We start from the raw sequence: 23,608 nt of genomic DNA, 5'->3' as shown, positions 1-23,608 counted from the left end.
CCCTCGACCCCCGCTCGCGGTGGCACCCCGCCCGTGTTCGCGCCAGTTGCGCGCTATTGCGCCCGCTGGAGGGGCGCAATAGTGCGCAAGTGGCGCAGTTGGCATGGGGGAGCGGCCAAGAACGGGAGTGGATTCAGGGGCGAGCGCGCGGATCCGACAGCGTGACGGGTGGCACGAAATCCGACATCCGCTCGCGCACCCACCACACGTGGTCGCGCCGTAGTTCCTGCCAGCTGGAGAAGCGGTACAGATAGAGCGACGCCCGCACCATCGCGGGGCGCTGCGTTCCGAACGGGGCCGTGCGGAGCATCCGCAGGGTCGCAGGATCGGCCTCGAGCAGCTTCTGCAGCAGCGGATAGAACCAGTCCTCGCCCCGTGATCCGAGCGCGAGGAACCACATCAGCCAGTCCAGGCGCAGGTGATACGGCGCGAACTGACGCGGCCAGTGCCGAGGATCACCCGGCTTGCCCTTGAACTCGTACTCTCGCCAGACCGCGGTGCGCGGATCGGTCGACTGGGTCGCCTCGACGATCACCTCGTAGCGCTCCTTCGTCACGGAGCCGAACGCTCCGTACGCGTTGACGAGATGCCAGCGGTTGAAACTCGCGTTCATCAGCTGGCGTCGCGAGAACAGGTTCCTCAGCGGCCACCAGCTGAGCCAGAGCAGCAGGATGCCGACCACGCAGATCACGACGAAGAACCAGAGCGGCGTGACCAGGTGGTCCGTGTGCGCGGGCATCGCCGGGATGACGACGTGCGCGACAGGATCGGGGACGGCGCTGAACGCCAGGATGATGGTGAGCACGTTGAGCCAGGCGAAGTTGCCCGATGCCACGAGCCACAGCTGCGTCAGGATCACGATCGCCGCCGCCACGCTCGCCGCGGGCTGAGGTGCGAAGAGGAAGAACGGCACGACGAGCTGAGCGAAGTGGTTGCCGAGCACCTCGATCCGGTGGAACCAGCGCGGCAGGTGGTGGAAGAACCAGCTGAGCGGACCGGGCATCGGCTGCGTCTCGTGGTGGTAGTACAGCGCGGTGAGGTCGCGCCACGAACGATCCCCGCGGATCTTGATCATTCCGGCGCCGAACTCCAGCCGGAACACGAGCCAGCGCACGAACACGATCATCACCCAGGGTGGCGCCTGGTCGTTCGCGCCGAGGAAGGCCGCCGCGAACCCGGCTTCCAACAGCAGGCTCTCCCAGCCGAAGCCGTAGAACGTCTGGCCGACGTCGACGACGGAGAGGTAGCCCAGCCAGATCAGCAGGAAGACGACCATCGGCGCCCAGGAGGGCAGGAGCTGAGGGAGTCCCGCGACGAGTGACGCTGCGAGAACCGCGCCAGCGATCGCGACGGCGACCAGCAGCCGGTCGGAGTAGCGCCACCGGAAGAGCGTCGGCGAGAGCCGGTCTCCCATACGCCGCACGAACCTCGGCGTCGGCAGCAATCCATGCTCGCCGAGCAGCACGCGGAACTGAGCCGCGGTGGAGAGGAACGCGACGAGGTACATCGCGGCGATGCCACGTTCGAGCACCTGCCGTGCGAGTTCGTACTCCGTTGCATCGAACCAGCTCATACGCCCTTAACGCTAGGAGCAGCGGATGCCGGTCTCAAGGCATCCGCTCGGTCCACGGCCGGTAAGCTGGAGCACGCGAGGGGGAGTATCCCAGCGGTCGCAACGCGACCGTCAGCACGATCGTCATCACGAGTCGCGAACAGCAGTCCTGTTCCGGCTCCGGTCGTGCGGCGCACCGGCGAGAAGACCGGGTGCGCGGGAGAGACCCTCGTCACGAAGGCGTACCCGTCTTCGTGACGAGACCTCCCGAAAGCAGTCCATGCAGACCGCACTCCCACTCTGGTTCGAGATCACGTCCATCGTCGTGCTGTGCGTGATTCTCGCGGCCGACCTCACGCTCGCCGTCAAGCGACCGCACGTGCCGAAGCCGCTCGAGGCGGCGCTGTTCGTGGGCGGATACGCCCTGCTCGCTGTGGTGTTCGCGGGCATCCTGTTCTGGATGGGCGACGCCGAGCACGCCGGACAGTTCCTCGCCGGCTGGCTCACCGAGTACAGCCTGAGCATCGACAACCTTTTCGTGTTCGTCGTGATCATGACGCGATTCGCCGTGCCGGTGAAATATCAGCAGGAGGCCCTGTTCGCTGGCATCATCATCGCCCTCATCCTGCGCGCGGTTTTCATCGTGATCGGCGCCCAGCTCATTGAGAACTTCAGCTGGATCTTCTACCTCTTCGGAGCATTCCTTCTCTATACGGCCTACACGCAGGCGTTCGGCCACCACGACGCCGAGGGTCAGAACGACAACTGGCTCACGCGTTTCGCCCGCAAGCACCTGAAGGTGTCCGACCGGTTCAACGAGGGCAAGCTGCGGATCACCATCGACGGCAAGCGGTTCTTCACGCCGATGCTGCTCGTGATTCTCGCGCTCGGAACCACGGACCTGCTCTTCGCGCTCGACTCGATCCCCGCCATCTTCGGCATCACACAGAGTCCGTTCATCGTGTTCGCCGCCAACGTGTTCGCGCTGATGGGGCTGCGTCAGCTGTACTTCCTGCTCGGCCACCTCCTGCAGAAGCTGGAGTACCTCAAATACGGGATCGCCGCCATCCTGGTCTTCATCGGCGTCAAGCTCGTGCTGCACGCGCTGCACGAGAACCAGGTCCCGTTCATCAACGGCGGACATCCCGTCGAATGGGCGCCCGAAATCGGTACCTGGGCGTCGCTCGGATTCATCGCGGCGGCCATGGTTGTGGCTACCATGGCAAGTCTGACCAAAATGTGGGTAGACCGCCGGGCCGGAAGGCTCCCGGACGAGAAGGAAATAAGGCAGGAGAACGCGATCAGTGAAGCTGACGCTGGCGGTGAGCGCCCGCACTGACGCCGGCGCGGTGCGCGCGGTCAACGAAGACGCTGTGCTGGCGCGCGATCCGGTGTTCGTGGTGGCCGACGGAATGGGCGGCCACGCACGCGGAGATCTGGCCAGCAGCACTGCGGTGCGGATCGTGGGGGAGCGGATCCCCGAAGGGTCCGACGTCACGCCGGGCGACGTTCTCGACGCGATCAGTGCAGCCAATGACGCGGTCCGCGCGCTGTCAACGGCAGACGCATCCGGTGTCGCCGTCGCGGGCACGACGCTGGCAGGCGTCGTCGCGGTGAACGGGAGCGGGAACGGTTCGCGCTACTGGATGATCGTCAACATCGGCGACTCCCGCGTCTACGGCTGGGACGGCGCACGCCTCACGCAGTTGAGCGTCGACCACTCCGCCGTGCAGGAGCTGATCGACGCCGGCGTGCTGAGCGTGCAGGACGCGGGCGCGCATCCGGAGCGCAACGTCATCACGCGCGCCCTCGGCGCGGCCGACGACATCGACGTGGACGTCTGGATGCTGCCCGTCGGCGGCGAGCAGACCTTCCTGATCTGCTCCGACGGCTTGAGCAAGGAGCTCGACGACGACGAGATCGCGACGATCCTGCGCGAGAATCCGCACGACGACCGCCTCGCGGACGTGCTGACCGAGGCGGCCATCGCCGCCGGGGGACGGGACAACGTGACGGCGCTCGTCGTCTCGTCCTGGCCGTCGTCCGAGCCGGCGGATCAGGATACGGTGGAACGACCTGACCACCGGCAGTATCTCGAGGACACCCGACCTCGTCTCTGACCACCCCGGACACCTGCACCACTCCCTCTCCTCACCCGAAGAACGAAGGACGACGACCGTGCTCGCTGTTGAACACACAGCCCCCGGCGGCTGGCTGGCCGCCGTGATCCCCGGACGTCTCGCCGTCGTGCACGTACCGGCGCCGGATGCCGACTTCGCGGCTCGGCTGTGGGCGGCGCTCTGCGACGACGACGGCATCCGCCTCGTGATCGACGAGCTCGCCAAGCACGGGCTGACATCCGCTCCCGGCTTCGTGCTCGCCGAATGGGATGCGAAGGACGACGCGTTCGTCGGGCGGTTCATCGTGCGCGGGGAGGCGGGTGTCGCGATCGACACCGTGTCCGGATCCGACGACATCACCGCCCGCGGCGTGTCGACGTGGGTGGAGCGTCCGGTGAACGGCGTCCGTGGGTTCCGCATCGAGTGCATCCCGTCGGATGCCGTGGGCGGCCCGGCCCTTCCCCTCGTCGTCGGCACGGCTTGGGTGAGCGCCGTGGCGTTCGGATCCCTCGCCTTCGACGGGCAGTCCACGGCCTTCACCGGGGTGCCGGACGGCATCCCCGCAGCGGAGTGGGCGCCTCCTGCCGCTCCGCTTCGCGCGGCGCCTCCCGCCGCTCCGCTGCGCGCGGCGTCGCCCGCCGCGCTGCCGGTCGTTCCGCTCGCGTCCGGCCGTGTCGCTTCCGCGCCGGCGCCCGCGGCACAGACCGGATCATGGGCCGACACCATGGCCCCCTCGTCAGAGGACGAGCCGGATCGACCGACGGCGCCTCCCGTGCCGAGCACCGAGATCCTCGTGCCGATCAAGGATCAGGCCTCGGACGCGATCCCCGCACCAGCGGACGCGGAGGGCTCCGCGACGGATCTCGACCGCACGATCGCCGACCTCGAGGTCACCGTCGCAGGCGATGACGCGGTCGAGGCGGATCGTCCGGCAGCGGCAGACCGTCCGAACGAGACGACGGGATACGACCACCTCTTCGGTGCCACCCTGATGCGCGGCGTGGATGACGCAGCCGTGCGCCCGGTGAGCGAAGAGGGCGAAGAGGCCAACGGTGCGGCGCCTGCCGCCTCGGCGATGATCGCTCCGACTCCGATCGGACTGGCACCCGCCGGTGCGGTGTCCGGATCGGCACCCGGTCCGCTCGGCGACCACGACGGCCTCACCGTGATGAGCGGAGACATCGCGGCGTTGCGCAGTGCGGCGGGTGCCGCATCCGCTCCGGCGCCCGAGCCCGTTGCTGTACCGGCTCCGGCGGCCGACGGCGGCTTCACCCTCCGGCTTCCCGACGGCAGCTCGGAGCCGATCGACGGCATGGTCGTCGTCGGCCGGGCGCCCAGCGTGAGCAAGATGGGCGGCGGCAAGGTTCCGCGTCTCGTCACGGTCGACAGCGTGGAGCACGACATCTCGCGCAACCATGTACAGCTGACGATCGAGGGCGGAACCGTTGTCGTCACCGACCTGCACTCGCGCAACGGCACGCTGATCGCCCTTCCCGGCAAGACGCCGCAGAAGCTGCGTGCGGGCGAGCCGACGTCCGTGATCGCGGGAACGACGATCGACCTGGGCAGCGGTGTGACGCTGGACGTCGTGCAAGCATGAGCAGGCGGGTCGCGGCCGAGGCCCCCGAGCTGCCCGGATACACGTACCAGCGACTGCTGGGATCCGGCGGATTCTCCGACGTCTTCCTGTACGAGCAGAAGCTGCCCCGCCGCAAGGTCGCCGTGAAGGTGCTGCTCACCGACCAGCTCGACCAGCAGTCCCGCGCCCACTTCGTCGCCGAGGCGAACGTGATGGCGCAGTTGTCGGCGCATCCGTACATCGTCACGATCTACCACGCCGACGTGTCGGCCGATGACCGTCCGTACTTCGTCATGGAGTACTGCTCCGGCCCCTCGCTGGGTGACCGCTACAAGCGCGAGCGCTTCGGCGTCGAGGACGCGCTGCGGATCGGCGTGCGCGTGTCCGGCGCCGTCGCGACGGCCCACGCGGCGGGCATCCTGCACCGCGACATCAAGCCGGCCAACGTGCTGACGAACGATTTCGGCTGGCCGGCACTGACGGACTTCGGCATCTCCTCGACACTCGAGGACGAGTTGCCGTCGCACACCACGACGCTGTCGCGGCTGCCGAATCGCCAGGGCGCCGACACCACGACGCGTCAGTCGGTCGGACTCTCGGTGCCGTGGTCGCCGCCCGAGATGTTCGACGACGACCCCAAGCCCGACGTGCGCAGCGACGTCTTCTCGCTCGCTGCAACGATCTACACCCTGCTCGCCGGGCACACGCCGTTCGAGATCCCCGGTCGTTCGAACGGCACGCTCGACCTGATCGGTCGCATCGAACGCGGCGCCATCACGCCGCTCGACCGTCCGGATGTCCCGCGCACCCTGATCGCGGTGCTCGCCAAGGGCATGGCAACGCGTCGCGAGGACCGATTCGCCTCCGCCGTTGAGTTCGCGCGGGCGCTGCAGCGCGTGGAGCTCGAACTCGGATACTCGCCGACCGGCATCGAGGTTCCGAACCTCGCCGTCGCGTCGGAGCGCACGGAACCTGCCGTCGGCGCAGACCCGGCCGATGAGACGCGGATCCGCCAGGTCTCCACGATCATCGCCCAGCCGGTGACCCCGCGTCCCGTCCAGCCGCGTGCCCCTCAGCCGCCGCCTCCGTCGCCGATGCGGATTTCGGCGGGACCCGATGCGGATGCCACGCGCGTGCGCGACGTGCAGACGGTTCGCGCGCAGCCCGCAGCCGATCACACGATCATGCGCGGGGCAGCCGCGGCATCGGCACCCGATCACACGATGATCCGGCACGCACCCGTCGTGGCGGCGCCAGGATTGCCTGCGCCCGCTCCCGTCGCGGAACCCGGTCCCGAGACCGACGCCCCGGTCACCGCAGCCCCGAACCGTCGACGCATCGGGATGATCGTGGGGATCGTCGCAGCGTGCGTCGTGCTCGTCGCCGGCGGCATCACCGCTGCGACGCTGCTGGTGCCTCGCACGAGCTCGCCGCCCCACACGGAGGCGCCGGGAAGCGACGACGGACAGATCGCGCTGTCGTCGGTGCCCGATCCCACGCTGGTCTCGAAGGTGCGCAGTGCGGATGGCTCGAGCGTGACGTTCGTGTGGAAGAACCCCAAGCCGAAGCCGCAGGACACCTACCAGTGGCAGCGAGAGAACTCCACCGACAGCCCCAATTCCACCGACAAGCCGCAGGCGACCTTGACCGGGCTCACCCCCGGTTCGAGCGTCTGCATCCAGGTGCAGATCGTGCGTGATGGCAGGACCTCGCCGAATCCGTTGAAGGCGTGCTCGCCGTGAGCTCGCTGACCGTCGAGTTCTGTGGCGAGACCTATCCGATCGAGAGCCCTGGCGACTTCTCGATCGGACGCGACTCCGACCTCTCCATCGACGACAACCCCTACCTGCACCGCAGGTTCCTCCGCATCTTCGACGAGCACGGCATGTGGTGGCTCGCGAACGTCGGCACGCTGCTCACCGCCACCGTGACAGACGGAACGGGCGCAGTGCAGGCCTGGCTTGCGCCCGGTGCCCGGCTCCCCGTCGTGTTCGAGACCATGCACGTCATGTTCAGCGCAGGTCCCACCACGTACGACTTCACGATCCTGAACGCCGACGACGTGTACAGCACGTCGCGCATCCTGCCGGAGTCCGGCGGCTCGACCACGATGCTCCCCGTCGCGCTCACCACCACCCAGCGCCAGCTGATCGTGGCGTTGTCCGAGTCCATGCTGCGGCAGCAGGTGCCTGGCCGGTCGGTCGTGCCGACCTCGGCGGATGCCGCGGCCCGCCTCGGCTGGTCGCTCACGACCTTCAACCGCAAGCTCGACAACGTGTGCGACAAGCTCGACAAGCTGGGCGTCGCCGGACTCCGCGGCGGGGCAGGCAAGCTCGCCACGAGCCGGCGGGCGCGCCTCGTGGAGTACGCGGTCTCCACCCACCTGGTGGGGCCGGAAGACCTCGAGCTGCTGGACCGCGACCAGGAGTCGTAGACGCCGGAGGCGTCGAGTCCGAAGACGGGTCTGCGTGCGGATGCGCATCCGCTCCGGGTTCCGGGCCGGCGTCCGACACCTCGTGAAGACTCGTGACGGAGCCTGGATAGACCGATTCGTCTAGCCGTCAAGGGGTGTGCTAGCTTGTACGGGCTTGGGGGAGCGGGCACCACTCTGCAGTCGAATCGCGGGACGGGATAGGGAACACAGACATCGTGCTCAGACCCCTCGCTGCATGGATCCGCGCACACAAGGCGATCGCGTCCGCCGTCGTCATCGCCATCGTCGCTGCAGTGCCCGTGACGTTCGCCGTGCTGCACAAGGGTTTCCCGACCGACGACGTCGACCTCACGGCGCGCGACGTCTGGGTCACCAACGGCGACAAGCTCATGGGTGGTCGCCTGAACCACCAGATCGACGAGCTGGATGCCGCGGTCACGGGCGCGTCCAGCTCCCTCGACGTGCTGCAGAACGGCTCCGCCTACTTCCTCACCGATGCGAAGAACGGCACGCTGGAACGCATCGATCCGGCGTTCGTCTCCCTCGTCGACCGCGTGAGCATCCCGGCGTCGTCGCAGGTGTCGTACGGCGGCAACACCCTCGCGATCACGTCTCCCGACGGCAAGGTGTGGGTGCTCGACGCCTCGTCCCGGCTCTCGTTCGACCCGTCGAAGACCAAGCCGTCGGCGAAGCTCGGCAGCGGGACGAAGACGGTCGTCACCCCGTCGGGAGTGACGTACAGCGTGTCGCCGACACGCAACGCCCTTGTGAGATTCGACCATCCCGGTGCGGCGGCGCAGCAGTCGACGCTGTCCGTCTCGTCGAGCTTCCAGCTGTCGTCCGTCGGCGACTCTCCGGTGGTCCTGGACACGAAGCTCAACCGGGTGCTGATCGGCACTGACAAAGCGGTCAACCTGCCGACGAAGGGCCTCCAGCTCCAGCAGCCGGGCGCCGACAACACGTACGCGCTCGTCGCCTCGGGCAGCGCGCTCCTCAAGGTGCCGCTCGACGGGAGCAAGGTCTCCATCGTCTCGGCCGGCGTCAAGCAGGGCGTGACGAGATCCGACCAGGTCTCAGCTCCTGTCTGGCTGAACGGATGCTCGTACGGGGCTTGGGCGGGTGCCGGCCGCTATCTCTATGCGTGCGACGGGAAGGCATCCGTCGGGGTCGACATCGCCCAGCAGGTGAGCGGCGACGACCTGCGATTCCGGGTGAACGGAAGCGTCATCGCGCTGAACAACCTGCGCAACGGGGACGCCTGGGTCGTCTCCAGCCACATGGTGCTCGTGCAGAACTGGGCGACGCTCAAGCCGAACGACTCGCAGGTGAACGGCGAGACCGGCCAAGAGAAGCCGGTGCTGCAGTCCTTCCAGGACACGCTCGCCCACCGCACGAAGGACAACCATCCGCCGACCGCGGTCGACGACAACTTCGGCGTGCGCGCTGGGCGCTCGACGGTGCTTCCGGTGCTCGACAACGACACCGATCCGGACGGCGACGTGCTCACCGTCACCCAAGTGTCGACCATCCCGGCCGCTGAGGGCCACCTCGACATCATCGAGGGCGGCAGGTCCGTGCAGCTGACCGTCCCCGACGAGGTGACGGGAAGCGTCTCGTTCCGCTACACGATCGACGACGGGCGCGGCGGACAGGCGAGTGCTCAGGTCAACGCGACGATCCATCCCACCACGCAGAACGCCGCGCCGGCGTCGAACCGCGAGAGCGATGCATCCGTCGAGGTCGGTCAGTCCGTGACCTACGACGTGTTGAACGACTGGTCGGATCCCGACGGCGATGACATGTCGCTGTCCTCCGCCCAGTCGACGACCGACGACCAGGTACAGTTCCAGCCGGACGGCCGCATCACGTTCCTCAGCAAGAACGGGCAGGCAGGCGTCAAGGAGGTGCGCTACACCGTCACCGACGGGCACGCGAGCGCGAGCGGATCCCTGATGGTCACCGTGAAGCCGCAGGGCTCGCTCGATCCCATCGCCACCCCGGACTTCGCATCGGGCATCGCGGGACAGGCGGTGACGATCCACCCGCTGGACAACGACCTGTCGCCGTCCGGCGACGAACTCACCCTGGTAGGAGCGAACAGCGACAGCGGGCCGTCGGATCCGACGGTGGTCACCGATCCGCAGAAGGCCACCGTCACCGTCACCGCGTCCACCCCCGGTGAGTACTACCTGAAGTACACCCTCGGTGCTGGGGCGAAGACGACGTCGGGTCTCATCCGACTCGATGCGGCGAACGGCGACGGCGATGGCGCTCCCATCGCCGTCGCGGATGACGCGTACGTGCGGCCGGGCGAGAGCACGACGGTGAATCCGCTCGCCAACGACTCCTCGCCCTCCGGGCGGGTCCTGGCCGTTCGGTCAGTGACGAAGTCGGATGCCTCCTCCGACCTCAACGTCGAGCTGCTCGACAACCAGGTGGTCAAGATCACCGCACCGACGGTCCTGCCGCAGCAGGTGCAGCTCAATTACGTCGTCTCCGACGGCGTGAAGGAGTCCACGTCGACGATCACCGTCGTCCCCATCCCGCCGTTGGTGATCCACCAGCCTCCGGTTGCCGTGGACGACGCGGCGACGGTGCGAGCGGGCGACATCGCCACCGTCGACGTGCTCGAGAACGACTACTCACCCGACAACGAGCCGTTCACCCTCGACCCCAAGCTGAAGGACACGTCCAACCAGGGCGACGGAGCGACCGCGTTCGTCAGCGGCAAGACCGTGCGGTATCAGGCTCCGTCCACGCCGGGACAGTACTCCGTCTCGTACACGATCAGTGACAAGTGGGGACAGGACTCGATTGGAACCGTCACGTTCGTCGTCACCGGCAAGGACGGCAAGGACCAGGCCCCGAATCCCACGGCGTTGACGGCACGCGCGTTCGCGGGCTCCAGCATCCCCATCACCGTCCCGCTGGACGGCATCGATCCGGATGGCGACTCCGTCACGCTCGATGGGATCGTCGGCCAGCCGACGCTGGGCAGGATCGCCTCCACCACGTCGACCTCGTTCACGTACGAGGCCTATCCGGGATCCGGCGGCACCGACACGTTCACGTACAAGGTGACCGACACCTACGGCAAGAGTGCGACCGGAACGGTGCGGATCGGCGTCATCCCGCGCCCGAGCAGCCTGCAACCGCCGGTCGCGGTGAACGACACGGTGGAGGTCAAGCCGGGCAAGACGGCATCCGTTCCCGTGCTCGGCAACGACTCGGACCCCAACGGCTACACCATCTCCGTTCAGAAGAAGCTCTCCGATGTCGATCCCGAGCTGAAGGCCTCCGTGCACGGCCAGCTCGTGTTGGTTCAGGCGCCGGAGAAGGAGGGCGTCTATGTCGCCCGCTACACGATCACGAATGGTCAAGGCGGTCAGGCGAGCGCCTACGTCCAGGTGATCGTGACGAACGACGCGAAGCCGGTGTATCCGACGGCTATCGATCAGGTCGTGCAGTCGGCGGATGCCGTCGGCAAGAGTGCCGTGAAGGTGGACGTCTTCCAGGGCGCCGTCAACCCTTCCGATCTGGTGAACAAGCTGAAGGTCGACGTCACGGGCAGCAACGCCAAGTACGCCACGGTCGGCACCGACGGCACGGTGACGGTCAAGCCGCAGCACACCCGCGTGGCGGTCGCGTACACGCTGACCGATCCCACGACCGGCCTGGCCGGTGAGGCGTTCATCATCGTGCCGCCCACGTCCGACGGAACTGCACCGCCGACGGTCAAGGTGCCGCAGCAGATCGTGTCGATGAACGGCACGAAGACGTGGAAGCTGTCCGACCTCATCAGCGTGCCATCGGGACGACCGGCGAAGATCACGGGCCGCTCCGGAGTCACGACGACGCACTCGATCTCGGGCTATGTGGACAACCAGACGCTCACGTTCACAGCGGAGAAGGACTATCGGGGTCCGGCAGCCATCACGTTCAAGGTCGACGACGGCCGCGAGCCCGGTCAGTCCGGCGATCGGGTGACGTCGCTCGTGCTGCCGATCACGGTCGGCAACCCCGATCAATCGGATGTCGCGCCCACCTTCACGCCGCCGAACGTCACCATCGAGGCGGGGGAGAACCCGACGACGGTGGATCTGCGTGCGTCCAGCTACCACCCGAATCCGGACATCCTCAGCAAACTGACGTACACCGACTTCTCCGGCGCCTCCGGGGGCATCGTGGCGACGCCGAGTGGATCGACGCTGTCCGTCTCCGCGCCCTTCGGCACACAGCCGGGCACCACGGCGACCATCCACTTCAAGGTCAACTCGGCGACCACCTCCATCGATGGATCCGTGAACGTCAAGGTGGTCAGCTCGACGAGGCCGCTCGCGCAACAGAAGAATGCCCCGAAAAGCGATAACACGAAGCGCGGGACGAGTAAGACGTGGTCGGCGGCCGCGAGCGACTCGACGTGGGTCAATCCGTTCCCCGGGCATCCGCTCACCATCACGAGCGCGAAGATCGTCAGCGGGCCGACGCAGCCGACGGTGAAGTTCACGGGGACGTCGATCACGGTGGACGTGCCGTCCGGCTCCACGATCGGAACGGTCAGCGTGCAGTACACCGTCGAGGATGCGACGAAGGATCCGGCCCGCACGAAGGCGACCATCGGTCAGTACGACGTGGTCATCCACGACGTGCCGTCGACGCCGTCCGCCCCGACGGCGAAGGCCAACGGTGACGGATCGATCAACGTCACCCTGAGCAAGGCTCCGGCGAACAACGGTCTGCAGATCACGTCGTACGACATCTACGCGAACGGCTCGAAGGTGAAGAACGTCACCTCGCTCGACACGTACGCCATCTCCGTGACGAACGGCACCGCGTACACGTTCAAGGTCGTGGCGAACAACGACGACGGACCGAGCGCGCAATCAGCTGCGAGCAATTCGGTGACGACATACGGCACGCCCGCGGCGGTGGCGAAGCCATCTGCGAGCGAGACGGGTGATTCGCCCAACGGAAAGGTCAGCTTCAGCTGGACCAAGTTGACAGACGCTCAAACCAAGGGCGGGCTGCAGACCTATGAGTGGCAGCTGAGCGGCAGTGCGAGCAGGTCGGGACAGACGACCGGGGCCAGCGCCTCGGTCAGCGGTCTGAGCAAGGGCAGCTACTCCGTGAAGGTGCGCGCCGTGAACAAGGGCGGCATCCAGGGGCCTTGGTCGACGGCCAGCAACACGGTGAGCGTTCCCGAGCCGCAGCCCACCGCGGCTGTGGCCAAGGGTGCGTCGAGTGGCGTCGGGATCGACAGGTACCTCTGCGTCAGCTACACGAACCTGCCCAGCGGCAGCTACAACCTCGTCGGAGCGATCAACGGCGACTCATCGTGGGCATCTGGGAACAAGAGGACGGCCACGCTGAGCGGCAACGGCCACTTCTGCTTCACGTCCTACCTGGGCCAGCGCAACTCGGACAACATCTCCGTCTCACTCTCCGGACCGTGGACCTACACGGCCAGCACAACGAGCTGGGACTCCCTTCCCGCGAACAACTGGGGACCGAACTGATGTCGACGACACGACTCAAGAGAAGAGGATCACCATGGCAGTGACTGCGGAGCAGGCGGCGTGGTTTGCTGGTGCGTTTGGTCAGTTGGTGGCGAACGTTGACAAGGCGATCCTGGGGAAGGAGCACGCGATCAAGCTTGTCGTGACGGCGATGTTGTCGGGTGGTCATGTGCTTTTGGAGGATGTGCCTGGTACGGGGAAGACGGTTCTTGCGAAGGCGTTGGCGAACACGATTCAGGGGACGCAGTCGCGTGTTCAGTTCACGCCGGATCTGTTGCCGTCCGACGTGACGGGTGTGACTATCTACGACCAGTCGAACGGTCGTTTCGAGTTCCATCCGGGTCCGATTTTCGCGTCGGTGGTGTTGGCGGACGAGATCAACCGTGCCTCCCCGAAGACCCAGTCGGCGCTCCTGGAGGTGATGGAGGAGGGCATCGTCACGGTGGATGGTGTCTCCCATCCGGTGGGCAGTCCGTTCATGGTGATTGCGACGCAGAATCCGATCGAGCAGGCGGGGACGTATACGTTGCCGGAGGCGCAGTTGGATCGGTTTCTGATTAAGACGTCGTTGGGGTATCCGGATCATGAGACGACGGTGCGGTTGTTGATGGAGTCTTCGAATCGTGCGCGTGCGGCGTCGGTGTCGGCGATTATTGCGTCGGAGTCGGTGACGACGATGTCGCAGTTGGCGGCTGATGTGCATGCGGATGGTGCGGTGATGGGGTATCTGTCCGAGTTGGTGTCTGCGACGCGTGTTGATAAGGATGCGGCGTTGGGTGTGAGTATTCGTGGTGCGTTGGCGTTGGCGCGTGCGGCGAAGACGTGGGCGATTGCTGCAGGTCGCACGTATGTGACGCCGGATGATGTGCGGGAGTTGGCTGTTCCGGTGTTGGCGCATCGTGTGATCGTGGATCCGGAGGCCGAGTTCGCTGGGGTGACGGCGGAAGACGTCGTCTCGCGTGCTATCGCCACCGTCAATCCACCCGCCTACCGAGCAGCATGACCAACGTGACGACGGCAGGGCAGCGCACGGGCTCGCAGGCATCCTTCGCCCTGCGGGAGCTGTTGCGCGCGCTCCTGGGTGGGCTGGCGGCGATCTGGCGTGCGCTGCGCCGGCTCATCGACGTGCCGTTGACCGTCGTCATCGGTGCTGCGAGGACGATCACGCCGCTCGGCTGGATCGTCGTCGGCTCCGCCGTCGTCTCGTTCGCACTCGCCTTCGTGCTCGGCTGGGCCGAGTTCGCGTACATCGGCTTCGCCCTGGCCGCGGGGATGCTCGCGGCGTGCGGCTACCTGTTCGGTCGCGCCACCTACCGGGTCGCCATCGAGCTCAACCCTCGTCGCGTCACGGCCGGAGACCGCGCGATGGGCCGCATGGAGGTCGTCAACACCGGACACCGGCCCGTGCTGCCCACCCGCATGGAGCTCGCCGTCGGCGAGGGCCTCGCCGAGTTCGTCGTGCCCAGGCTGGCGCCGGGAGCGGAAGACGAGAACCTCTTCGCAATCCCGACCGAGCGCCGTGCCCTCATCGTCGCGGGCCCCGCGGTCAGCGTCCGCGGCGACCAGCTCGGTCTGCTGCGCCGCACCACCACGTGGACGGAGCAGGTCGAACTGTTCGTGCATCCGAAGATCACGCGGATCGCCGCCACGGCCCGCGGCCTGGTGAAGGACCTCGAGGGTCAGACCACGAAGGCCATCACGGACAGTGACCTCGCGTTCCACGCGCTGCGGTCGTACGAGCCGGGTGACGACATCCGCAACGTGCATTGGCGCAGCTCAGCGCGCACCGGTCAGCTCATGGTGCGCCAATATCAGGAGACACGTCGTTCGCAGCTGCTCCTGCTGATGAGCGCCGACCGACGGTTCTACGTCTCCGACGACGAGTTCGAGCTCGCCGTGTCGGTGCTCGCGTCCATCGCCGTCGAGGTGGCGGCGGAGGAGTCCGAGCTCGACGTGGTGTGGGAGAACGCGCGCCTGCGCGAGCGGACCCCGATGACGCTGCTCGACGACACGTGCCGCATCCAGCAGATCGACAGCCGCTACGGCTCGCTGCGCGAATTCGCGCGCACGATCGGCGCACGACTGCCCGACCCGAGCCTCGTCATCGCGGTGGTGGGCAGTACCGCGACGCACAAGGAACTGCACGCGCTGTCCACGCTGTACCCGACGGACACGCCGGTGATCGTCGTGCGCACCGCTGTGGACGAGGACCCGGGGCTGCGCAAGGTGGGCAACGCCGTCGTGGCCACCGTGACAGCGCTGCCCGAGCTCGCGGGTCTGCTGCAGAGGGCAGGACGATGACGGCCGCGACCCCGACGGCCGCCATGCCCGCGGCCGGTGCGACACGCACGAACACGACGGCAGGGCGGGCCGGCCGGATCGGAACGCTGACGGCGTCCGTCTGGGTCGATCTCGGCGTGTTCGTGGTGCTCGCCGGCATCGCGATCCTCGGCTTCGCCACTGCTTTCGGGCACCTGGGCTACCTCGTCTCCGGGTTCGGCGGTCTCGTCGTCGGCTCCGCTGTCGCCCTGGCATGCGCCCTGTTCCGCGTTGCGATGCCGATGACAGTGCTTGCGGGCATCGTGGCCTACTTCCTCTTCGGCACCGCCCTCGCCCTGCCAGGCGAGGGACTGGTGGTCGTGGTCCCCACTCTCACCTCGCTGGGCGACCTGGCCACCGGCGCCGTCTTCGGCTGGTCGGATGCCGTCACCCTGCGCGCCCCGCTGGAGGCGCCGCCGTACCTCGCGGTCGTGCCCTTCGCGGCGGCACTGGTCGTCTCGCTCGTGTGTGTCTCCGTCGCCGTGCGGATGCCGTCCCGCGGACGCCGCGCGACGCTGCGGGCCGCGCTCCTCGTCGCCGGGCCGACACTGCTGTTCCTCGCGAGCATCCTCCTCGGCACCCGGGACAGCGTGTTCGCAGGCGTGCGCGGGATCGCGTTCGCCGTCATCGCGCTGTGCTGGCTGGGGTGGCGCATCCGCTCGTCCAAGCGTTCGATCGCCACCGACAGCGGCCTCACGCGGCGTGCGATCGTTGGATCCGCGGTCGTGGTGGCCGTCGCGGTCGTCGCCGGCGGCGCATTGGGCACGATCACGGCCCCGGCATCCTCGCAACGCTTCGTGGTGCGGGATGCCGTTCAGCCGCCGTTCGATCCGCTCGACTACCCGGCACCGCTGGCCTCGTTCCGCAAGTACGCGAACGACCTGCGCAAGACGAAGCTGTTCTCGGCCACGAACATCCCGAGCGGCACGCTCGTGCGGATGGCCACCATGGACAGCTACGACGGCATCGTCTGGAGCGTCACCGGCCCAGGCGAGCAGACGAACGGCTCCGGCAGTTTCGAGCTGCTCGGGAGCACGATCCCGTCGCCGTCGCTGTTCACGGCCGGTGCGACCTCCACCTCCACATTCTCGGTGCTCGGCTACGACAACGTGTGGCTGCCGACGCTCGGCTACACGAACAACCTCGAGTTCGACGAGTCCGCGGGCAATGCGGATCCGCGCGAGACGGTTCGCGTGAACACCGCGACCGGCACGACCGCCGTGACGAGTGGAGTGTCCCGCGGCATGACGTACACGGTGCAGGCGACCGCGCAGAAGATCCCGAACGACAAGGCGCTGAAGAACGTCCCCGTCGCGACGCTCGCGATGCCGAGCGTGACGAACGTGCCCGACGTGATCGCGTCGAAGGCGGAGGAGTACGCGGGCGGTTCGGCCAGCGCCATCCAGAAGCTGCGCAACATCGAGCGGTCGCTGAAGAAGCTCGGCTACCTCAGCCACGGAAGGGCGACGGATCCGGTGCCGTCCCGTGCCGGCGAGGGCGCCGACCGCATGAACGATCTGCTGCAGAAGACGCCGATGGTGGGCGACCAGGAGCAGTACACGTCGGCGTTCGCGCTCATGGCAAGGCACCTGGGCTATCCGGTGCGCGTGGTGATGGGCTTCAAGGCGCACAGCGACGGCAAGGGCACCGTGACCTACACCGGCGACGACATCACCGCGTGGGACGAGGTGGCGTTCCAGGGCGTCGGCTGGGTGCCGTTCTTCCCCACTCCGACCAAGACGGATGCGCCGAAGGACCAGACCGTCAAGCCGAAGCTGCAGCCGCAGCCGCAGGTGCGTCAGCCTCCGAACACGCCGCCGAAGGCGGACGACCTGCTCACGCCGGTGAAGACGAAGGACACCAAGCCGCCGAAGGACAAGACCGTCTTCTCCTTCCCGGTGTGGACGTACTACGCGTCCGGGGGTGTGCTGATCGTCGCGGCGGCGGTGTTCGTCCCGATGCTCGTCGTCGCGGTGCGGAAACGACGGCGGCGGCGACGCCGGGCCCGAGGCCCCGGCGACCGTCAGGCCGCAGGAGCGTGGGACGAACTCGTCGACACGTTCGGGGAGCTGGGCTATCGCGTTCCCTCCGTCGCGACGCGTCGGCAGACGGCCGCGGCGCTCCAGACGCAGTCCGCCGAGCAGGGCATCCCCCTGGAGGCCGACGCGTTGAGCAGCATCGCCGGGGAGGCGGATGCCGCCGTCTTCGACGGCACGATCGTCTCCGACGAGCGCAGCTCGCAGTTGTGGCAGCGGGTTGAGCAGATCCGCAGTTCCGTGTCGACCTCTGCCGGATGGCTCCGCCGTCGCATCGCGTCCTATCGGTTCACGAGGAGTCGCAAGCCGGGAGCCGCGTCGAGCTGAGCGCGTGCTCCCGGATGCTTCGGCGGTCGTGACCCGTGACGGACCGACCCGTGACGACGTGACGCTCGAGGCCGTGACCCGCGACGGGTGAGTGGGCAGACAGCTCGGTTCGTCCCGCATTCAGCTGCGTGCTAGCCTGCTTTCAGGCACGGCTCGGGGGAGCGCGAAGCCATCCCGTCCGACCTCGTCCACCCAGGGGGCCAGAACCCGATGCTCTCCGCCCTTTCGGCGTGGATCCGCGCGCACAAAACGCTGTCGTCGCTCATCCTGATCGCCCTTGTCGCGGCGTTGCCCGTGACGCTTGCGGTCGTGCATCAGGGATTCCCGGCCGAGGATGTCGACCTTCAGTCGCGTGACGTCTGGGTGACGAACGGCGACGCGCTGCGCGTCGGTCGGCTGAACCACCAGATCGACGAGCTCGACACCTCTGTCGCAGCGGCGTCGAAGAACCTCGACGTGCTGCAGAACGGCGGAGCGTACTTCCTCGCCGACCGGCAGAACGGCACGCTCGAGAGAGTCGACCAGGCGTACTCGACCCTGACGAACCGCGTCACGATCCCGGCCGGTGCCGCTGTCTCGTACGGCGGTGACACCGTTGCAGTGCTGTCTCGGCAGGGGAAGCTGTGGCTGCTCGACGCCTCGGGGCGCCTCTCCTTCGACCCGGCGAAGACGAAGCCGACGGCGCGTCTCGGCAAGCACGCGGCGGTCGTCGTCGCGTCCAGTGGCAAGGCGTTCGCCGTGTCGCCGGCCGACGGCAGGCTGATCGCGTTCGATCATCCGGGTGCGAGCGGATCCGCGCGTTCGTTCCGCGTCGCGCCCTCGTTCCAGCTGACGGCGGTCGGTGACACCGCCGTGGTGCTCGACAAGGCCGGGCGTCGCATCCGCACCGCCGACGGAACAGCCGTGACGCTTCCCGCCAAGGGCCTCCAGCTGCAGCAGACGAGCGAGGCGAGCGACCGCGTGGTCGTGGCATCGGGCAACTCGCTCATGGAGGTGCCGCTGAAGGGCGGCGAGGTCACCACGATCGGCTCGGGCGGATCCGCGACGTTGACCGATCCCTCTGGCGTCTCGGCGCCGGTGTGGCTGAACGGCTGCGCGTACGGCGCCTGGGCCGGTACCGCCAGGTACCTCTACGCGTGCGACGGTAAGCCGGCGCAGGCCCAGCACATCGAGCAGGCCGTGACGGGCGCCGACCTGCGATTCCGCGTGAACCACGGTGTGATCGCGCTCAACAACGTGCGTACCGGCGACGTGTGGAGCGTGGCATCCCGCATGCACCTCGTGAGCAACTGGACCGTCACGCATCCCGACGACACCGAGACGCAGAGCCAGGACGGCCAGGACAAGCCGATCGTGCAGTCCTACATCGACACCCTGGCGCAGCGCACCGCGACGAATCGGCCGCCGACGGCCGTGCCAGACACGTACGGCATCAGGGCCGGGCGTTCGACGATCCTGCCGGTGCTGTCCAACGACACGGATCCCGACGGCGACGTGCTCACGATCATGGACGTCACACCCATCTCGGCATCGCAGGGGTCGCTCGTGGCCATCGATGGCGGCCGGGCGTTGCAGCTCACGCCGGTTTCCGAGCTCACCGGCGGCATCGCGTTCCAGTACACCGTGACCGATGGTCGGGGCGGCACGTCGCACGCCCAGGTCGTCGCGACAGTGCGACCGGACTCCGAGAACGACGCACCCGCGACGGCGCGAGCGAGCGCGGTGAGCATGGAGGTCGGGCAGCGGGTCTCGTACAACGTGCTCGACGACTGGCTCGACCCCGACGGCGATCAGCTGACGCTGGTGTCGTCCGCCACTTCGACGGGCGACACCGTGAGCTTCACGCCCGACGGCACCGTCACGTACGAGAACACGACCGCCCAGTCCGGGGCGAAGACCGTGACGGTCACGGTCTCGGACGGGCGCAAGAGCGCGACCGGCGAACTGGATGTGACGGTCAAGCCGGCAGGGTCGCTGGATCCGGTCGCCACACCCGACTTCGTCACCGCCCAGCCGGGTCAGCACGTCACCGTGTCTCCGCTGCAGAACGACCGTTCGCCGTCCGGACAGCCGCTCAGTCTCGTCGGGGCGGCCGCGGACGAGGGTCCGTCGGGCGCCATCCTCTCCGCGGACGCCGACAACGGCACCGTGGACTTCAGCGCGACGACGTCCGGCACGTACTACGTGAAGTACACGCTGGGTGCCGGCTCCAAGACCGTGCCGGGGCTCATCCGCGTCGACGTGGCAGCTGCGCAGAAGGATGCCCCGCCCATCGCCGTCACGGACGTCGCCTACGTGCGCCCCGGCACATCCACGACCGTGGCGGCGCTGGACAACGACATCTCGCCCGCCGGGCGCGTGCTCGTCGTGCAGTCCGTCGCCAAGGGCCTGGATGTCGTCTCGCAAGGCATCAACGTCGAGGTGCTGGACAACGCGTACATCAAGCTGACATCCGACTCGCTGCTGCCGTCACAGGTGCAGCTCACATACACGATCTCGGATGGGCTGCACAGCGCCTCGTCCGCCATCGTCGTGATGCCTGCGGCCCCGCTCGTCACCCACCAGCCGCCTGTCGCCGTGGATGACACGGCCGTCGTCCGCGTCGGCGACATCGTCAGCATCCCGGTGCTGGACAACGACGTCTCACCCGACGACGAGTCGTTCTCGCTGATGCCGGAGCTTGCGGATGTCTCGCAGGCCGGCAAGTCTGCGACCGCGTTCGTGAGCGGGTCGCTCCTGCGCTACCAGGCGCCAACGGCTCCCGGCCAGTACAGCGTGTCGTACCGCATCACGGACGACTACGGCCAGACCGCCCAGGCGACCGTCGCCATCCAGGTGACGGCGATGAACGCGGCCAAGAACCGTCCGCCGGCACCCAAGCCGTTGACCGTGCGGGCGTTCGCCGGATCCGCGCTGCCTGTGACAGTTCCGTTGTCGGGCATCGATCCCGACGGCGACTCCGTGGTGTTCTCGGGTGTCGAAGCCGATCCGAAGCTGGGACGGATCACCGCCACCACCAGCACGTCGTTCACCTACCAGGCGTATCCCGGATCCGGCGGCACCGACGAGTTCGGCTATACGGTCGTGGACGCCCTGGGCAAGAAGGCGACGGGCACGGTGCGCGTCGGTGTGATCCCGCGTCCCGAGACGCTGAGCCCGCCGGTCGCCGTGAACGACAAAGTCGAGGTCAAGCCGGGCAGGACCGTGTCGATCCCTGTGCTGGCGAACGACTCGGACCCGAACGGCTACCCGATCTCGCTCGTCAAGAAGCTGGGCAGCGTGGACGAGGGTGTTCAGGCATCCGCTCACGGATCCCTCGTCATCGTTCGCGCGCCCCAGAAGGAGGGCGCGTACCTCGTCGGCTACAGCATCGCGAACGGCCAGGGCGGGCAGGCGAGCGCCGTCATCCAGGTCACGGTGAGCGACAAGGCCAAGCCGCAGTATCCGACGGCCGTTGACCACATCGTCGACGATGCGCACGGCCACGACACGGTCACCGTCGACGCGCGGGCGGGTGCGGTGAATCCGTCCGGGCTGGCCTCCGACCTGAAGGTGAGCGTCTCAGGCCCCGAGTCCTCTCGTGCACAGGTTGGCGACGGGCTCGTCACCGTGCGGCTGGGCGACGCGCGCACCACCATCACGTACGGCGTCACCGACCAGCAGACCGGTCTCACCGGGTCGGCGTTCATCGTCGTGCCGCGTTCTCCCGTGCACGCCTCGAAGGATGCCGCGGCGCGCGATCAGCCGACGGCAGCACCGACGAAGACGGCGACCTCGAAGCCGACCAACGCACCGAAACCCACCCCGAAGGGCACGACCACGCCCTCGAAGAAGCCGGAACCGACGCCGACGCCGACGAAGAAGCCGCCGGTGACGACGGCGCCGCCCCACATCAAGTCCGGCCTGGCCGCGCAGTTCGTCGACATGAACGGCACGAAGACCTGGAAGCTCACCGACCTCGTGACGGTGCCGTCCGGTCGCGCCGCGAAGATCACCGGCACGGCGACGGCAACGGGTGGCAGCGCGACCGGAACCGCCGGACAGTCCGTCGCCTTCGCCGCGAAGAAGGACTTCCGCGGTCCGGCGTCGATCACGTTCACCGTGGACGACGGCAAGGAAGAGGATGCGACCAGCGACCGCACGACGAAGCTGACGCTGAACTTCACTGTGGGCCGCTCCGACCAGTCGGACATCCCGCCCACCTTCACGACGCCGCCCACCATCAAGGTCGGCGCGGGTGACGCGGCGAAGACGATCGACCTGAGGAAGTCGACGTCGCATCCGAACGCGAAGATCCTTGCCGCCGTCACGTACAGCGGGCTGAAGAATCCCAACACGAGTCTGAAGGCAGCGGTCAAGGACTCGATCCTCACGGTGTCCGCCCCCACGTCCGCCAAACCCTCGACGTCGGTGATTCCGCTGACCGTGCAGGTGAAGTCCGACACGTTCACGATCAGCGGCACGGTCAACGTGATGATCGTGAGCTCGACCAAGGCATTGGCGACACAGAAGACCAAGCCGTCGGCATCCACGATGCGCAACAAGACGGTGACCCTGCAGGCGGTGAGCTCCACTTACTGGTCCAACCCGTTCACGACGCCGCTCACCATCGTGAGCGCGAAGCTCGTCAACGCTCCGTCCGGCGTCACGTTGCAAAGCACGTCGAGCACGATCTCGGTCGTGGTGAAGTCCGGTGCAGGCACCGGAACGGCCAGCATCTCGTACACCGTGCAGGACGAGACGAAGGATCCCACCCGCAACGTCACGGGAACGGCGAGCGTGACCATCCACGACGTGCCGTCGGCTCCGGCGGCGCCCACGATCGTGTCGTCCGGATCCGGATCGGTCACAGTGAAGTTCGGCTCGGCCACCGCCAACGGCCTGAACGTTACGCGCTATGACATCGTCGCCCGCAAGGGCGGTTCAGCGGTCAAGACCGTCACGGCGACAGCTCCGGGAACGGTCACCGTGACCGGGCTCACGAACGGCACCGCGTATACGTTCGTCGTGCGAGGGCACAACAGCGACGGCGACGGCGCGTACTCGTCCGCGAGCGCGTCGCGCACCCCGTACGGAACGCCGGGCGCACCTGGCAGCCTGAGCGTCTCCTCGAGCGGATACGCACCGGCGACTCTCACCGCCAGTTGGAGCGCGCCGACGATCACAGGCGGCGGCTCGATCAGCTACCAGTACAAGCTGAACAGCGGGTCGTGGACCTCGACGGGCAGCTCGCGCAGCGTCAAGCTCAGCGGCAAGGGGGCCGGAACCTATACGTTCCAGGTCCGTGCGTACAACCCGGGCAGCGGCGACTACAGCTCTGCGGGACCCTCGAAGTCGATCTCCGTGACGGATCCGCCGCCCACCGTGTCCATGGCGAAGGGCGGCACGAACCCGTACGGTGCACCGGGTCATCTCCTCTGCATCCAGTACAGCAACTTCAAGAGCGGCACCTACAACCTGACCGCGCTGTACAACGGCGATGCGTTCAGCAGCCAGGGCACCGTGAGCGTGCACCTGTCAGGCGATGGACACTACTGCCTCACGGGATCGGTCGACACTGCCGTCGCGAGCTGGGACGTGGCGGTGAAGATCACCGGCACCTTGTCCAAGACACCGTCGGTGTCTGGCAAGACCTGGAACGGCATGGCATCCAACGGCTGGGGCGTCGGATGACCCGGCCGCCGATCACCCACGACGAAAGACACCCGGTGCTCTGCACCGACGC

At 67.6% G+C, this 23,608-nt stretch carries 11 protein-coding genes; 10 read left to right on the top strand and 1 reads right to left on the bottom strand.

Translation table 11 applies throughout. The features are described from left to right. Positions 1–133: 133 nt before the first annotated feature. Positions 134–1,573 carry a lipase maturation factor family protein gene (locus ACX9R5_RS14120; protein ID WP_459409655.1) on the bottom strand — a complete coding sequence of 480 codons (1,440 nt, stop codon included), beginning with the start codon at positions 1,571–1,573 and terminating at the stop codon, positions 134–136. Between the two features lie 259 nt (positions 1,574–1,832). On the opposite strand from ACX9R5_RS14120, the gene ACX9R5_RS14115 reads away from it, so the two are divergent. From ACX9R5_RS14115 to ACX9R5_RS14070, 10 genes are all read left to right on the top strand, one after another. Next, positions 1,833–2,891: a TerC family protein gene (locus ACX9R5_RS14115; protein WP_459409654.1), complete on the top strand. Its 1,059-nt coding sequence runs from the start codon at positions 1,833–1,835 to the stop codon at positions 2,889–2,891. Next, positions 2,857–3,672, top strand: coding sequence for a PP2C family protein-serine/threonine phosphatase (locus tag ACX9R5_RS14110; RefSeq protein ID WP_459409653.1), 816 nt, complete (start codon positions 2,857–2,859; stop codon positions 3,670–3,672). Before ACX9R5_RS14115 ends, ACX9R5_RS14110 begins: the two co-directional genes overlap by 35 nt. Positions 3,673–3,730: 58 nt before the next feature. Further along, the gene (locus ACX9R5_RS14105; RefSeq protein WP_459409652.1) at positions 3,731–5,272 is read left to right on the top strand and encodes an FHA domain-containing protein; all 1,542 of its coding nucleotides are present in this window, start codon (positions 3,731–3,733) and stop codon (positions 5,270–5,272) included. Beyond that, the gene (locus ACX9R5_RS14100) at positions 5,269–6,993 is read left to right on the top strand and encodes a protein kinase domain-containing protein (protein WP_459409651.1); all 1,725 of its coding nucleotides are present in this window, start codon (positions 5,269–5,271) and stop codon (positions 6,991–6,993) included. Before ACX9R5_RS14105 ends, ACX9R5_RS14100 begins: the two co-directional genes overlap by 4 nt. Further along, entirely contained in the window at positions 6,990–7,685 is a 696-nt protein-coding gene (locus ACX9R5_RS14095; protein ID WP_459409650.1) for a hypothetical protein, read from the top strand. Before ACX9R5_RS14100 ends, ACX9R5_RS14095 begins: the two co-directional genes overlap by 4 nt. A 215-nt stretch (positions 7,686–7,900) precedes the next feature. Next, positions 7,901–13,201, top strand: a complete 5,301-nt coding sequence (locus tag ACX9R5_RS14090; protein ID WP_459409649.1) for an Ig-like domain-containing protein — start codon at positions 7,901–7,903, stop codon at positions 13,199–13,201. 40 nt (positions 13,202–13,241) lie between these two features. Next, complete coding sequence (locus tag ACX9R5_RS14085; protein ID WP_459409692.1) at positions 13,242–14,204, top strand: AAA family ATPase; 963 nt, start codon at positions 13,242–13,244, stop codon at positions 14,202–14,204. Further along, positions 14,201–15,502, top strand: coding sequence for a DUF58 domain-containing protein (locus tag ACX9R5_RS14080; RefSeq protein ID WP_459409648.1), 1,302 nt, complete (start codon positions 14,201–14,203; stop codon positions 15,500–15,502). Before ACX9R5_RS14085 ends, ACX9R5_RS14080 begins: the two co-directional genes overlap by 4 nt. After that, complete coding sequence (locus tag ACX9R5_RS14075) at positions 15,499–17,883, top strand: transglutaminase-like domain-containing protein (RefSeq protein ID WP_459409647.1); 2,385 nt, start codon at positions 15,499–15,501, stop codon at positions 17,881–17,883. Before ACX9R5_RS14080 ends, ACX9R5_RS14075 begins: the two co-directional genes overlap by 4 nt. A 210-nt stretch (positions 17,884–18,093) precedes the next feature. Further along, positions 18,094–23,556: an Ig-like domain-containing protein gene (locus ACX9R5_RS14070; protein ID WP_459409646.1), complete on the top strand. Its 5,463-nt coding sequence runs from the start codon at positions 18,094–18,096 to the stop codon at positions 23,554–23,556. The last annotated feature ends 52 nt before the right edge of the window (positions 23,557–23,608 follow it).

Source organism: Rathayibacter sp. CAU 1779 (genome assembly GCF_054551755.1).
This window is presented reverse-complemented; position numbering and strand designations above follow the sequence as displayed.

What these genes read in the sequence shown, in the direction of transcription:
- ACX9R5_RS14120 (WP_459409655.1), bottom strand. Translation starts at nt 1,573, where the DNA reads ATGAGCTGGTTCGATGCAACGGAGTACGAACTCGCACGGCAGGTGCTC.
- ACX9R5_RS14115 (WP_459409654.1), top strand. Translation starts at nt 1,833, where the DNA reads ATGCAGACCGCACTCCCACTCTGGTTCGAGATCACGTCCATCGTCGTG.
- ACX9R5_RS14100 (WP_459409651.1), top strand. Translation starts at nt 5,269, where the DNA reads ATGAGCAGGCGGGTCGCGGCCGAGGCCCCCGAGCTGCCCGGATACACG.
- ACX9R5_RS14080 (WP_459409648.1), top strand. Translation starts at nt 14,201, where the DNA reads ATGACCAACGTGACGACGGCAGGGCAGCGCACGGGCTCGCAGGCATCC.
- ACX9R5_RS14075 (WP_459409647.1), top strand. Translation starts at nt 15,499, where the DNA reads ATGACGGCCGCGACCCCGACGGCCGCCATGCCCGCGGCCGGTGCGACA.
- ACX9R5_RS14070 (WP_459409646.1), top strand. Translation starts at nt 18,094, where the DNA reads ATGCTCTCCGCCCTTTCGGCGTGGATCCGCGCGCACAAAACGCTGTCG.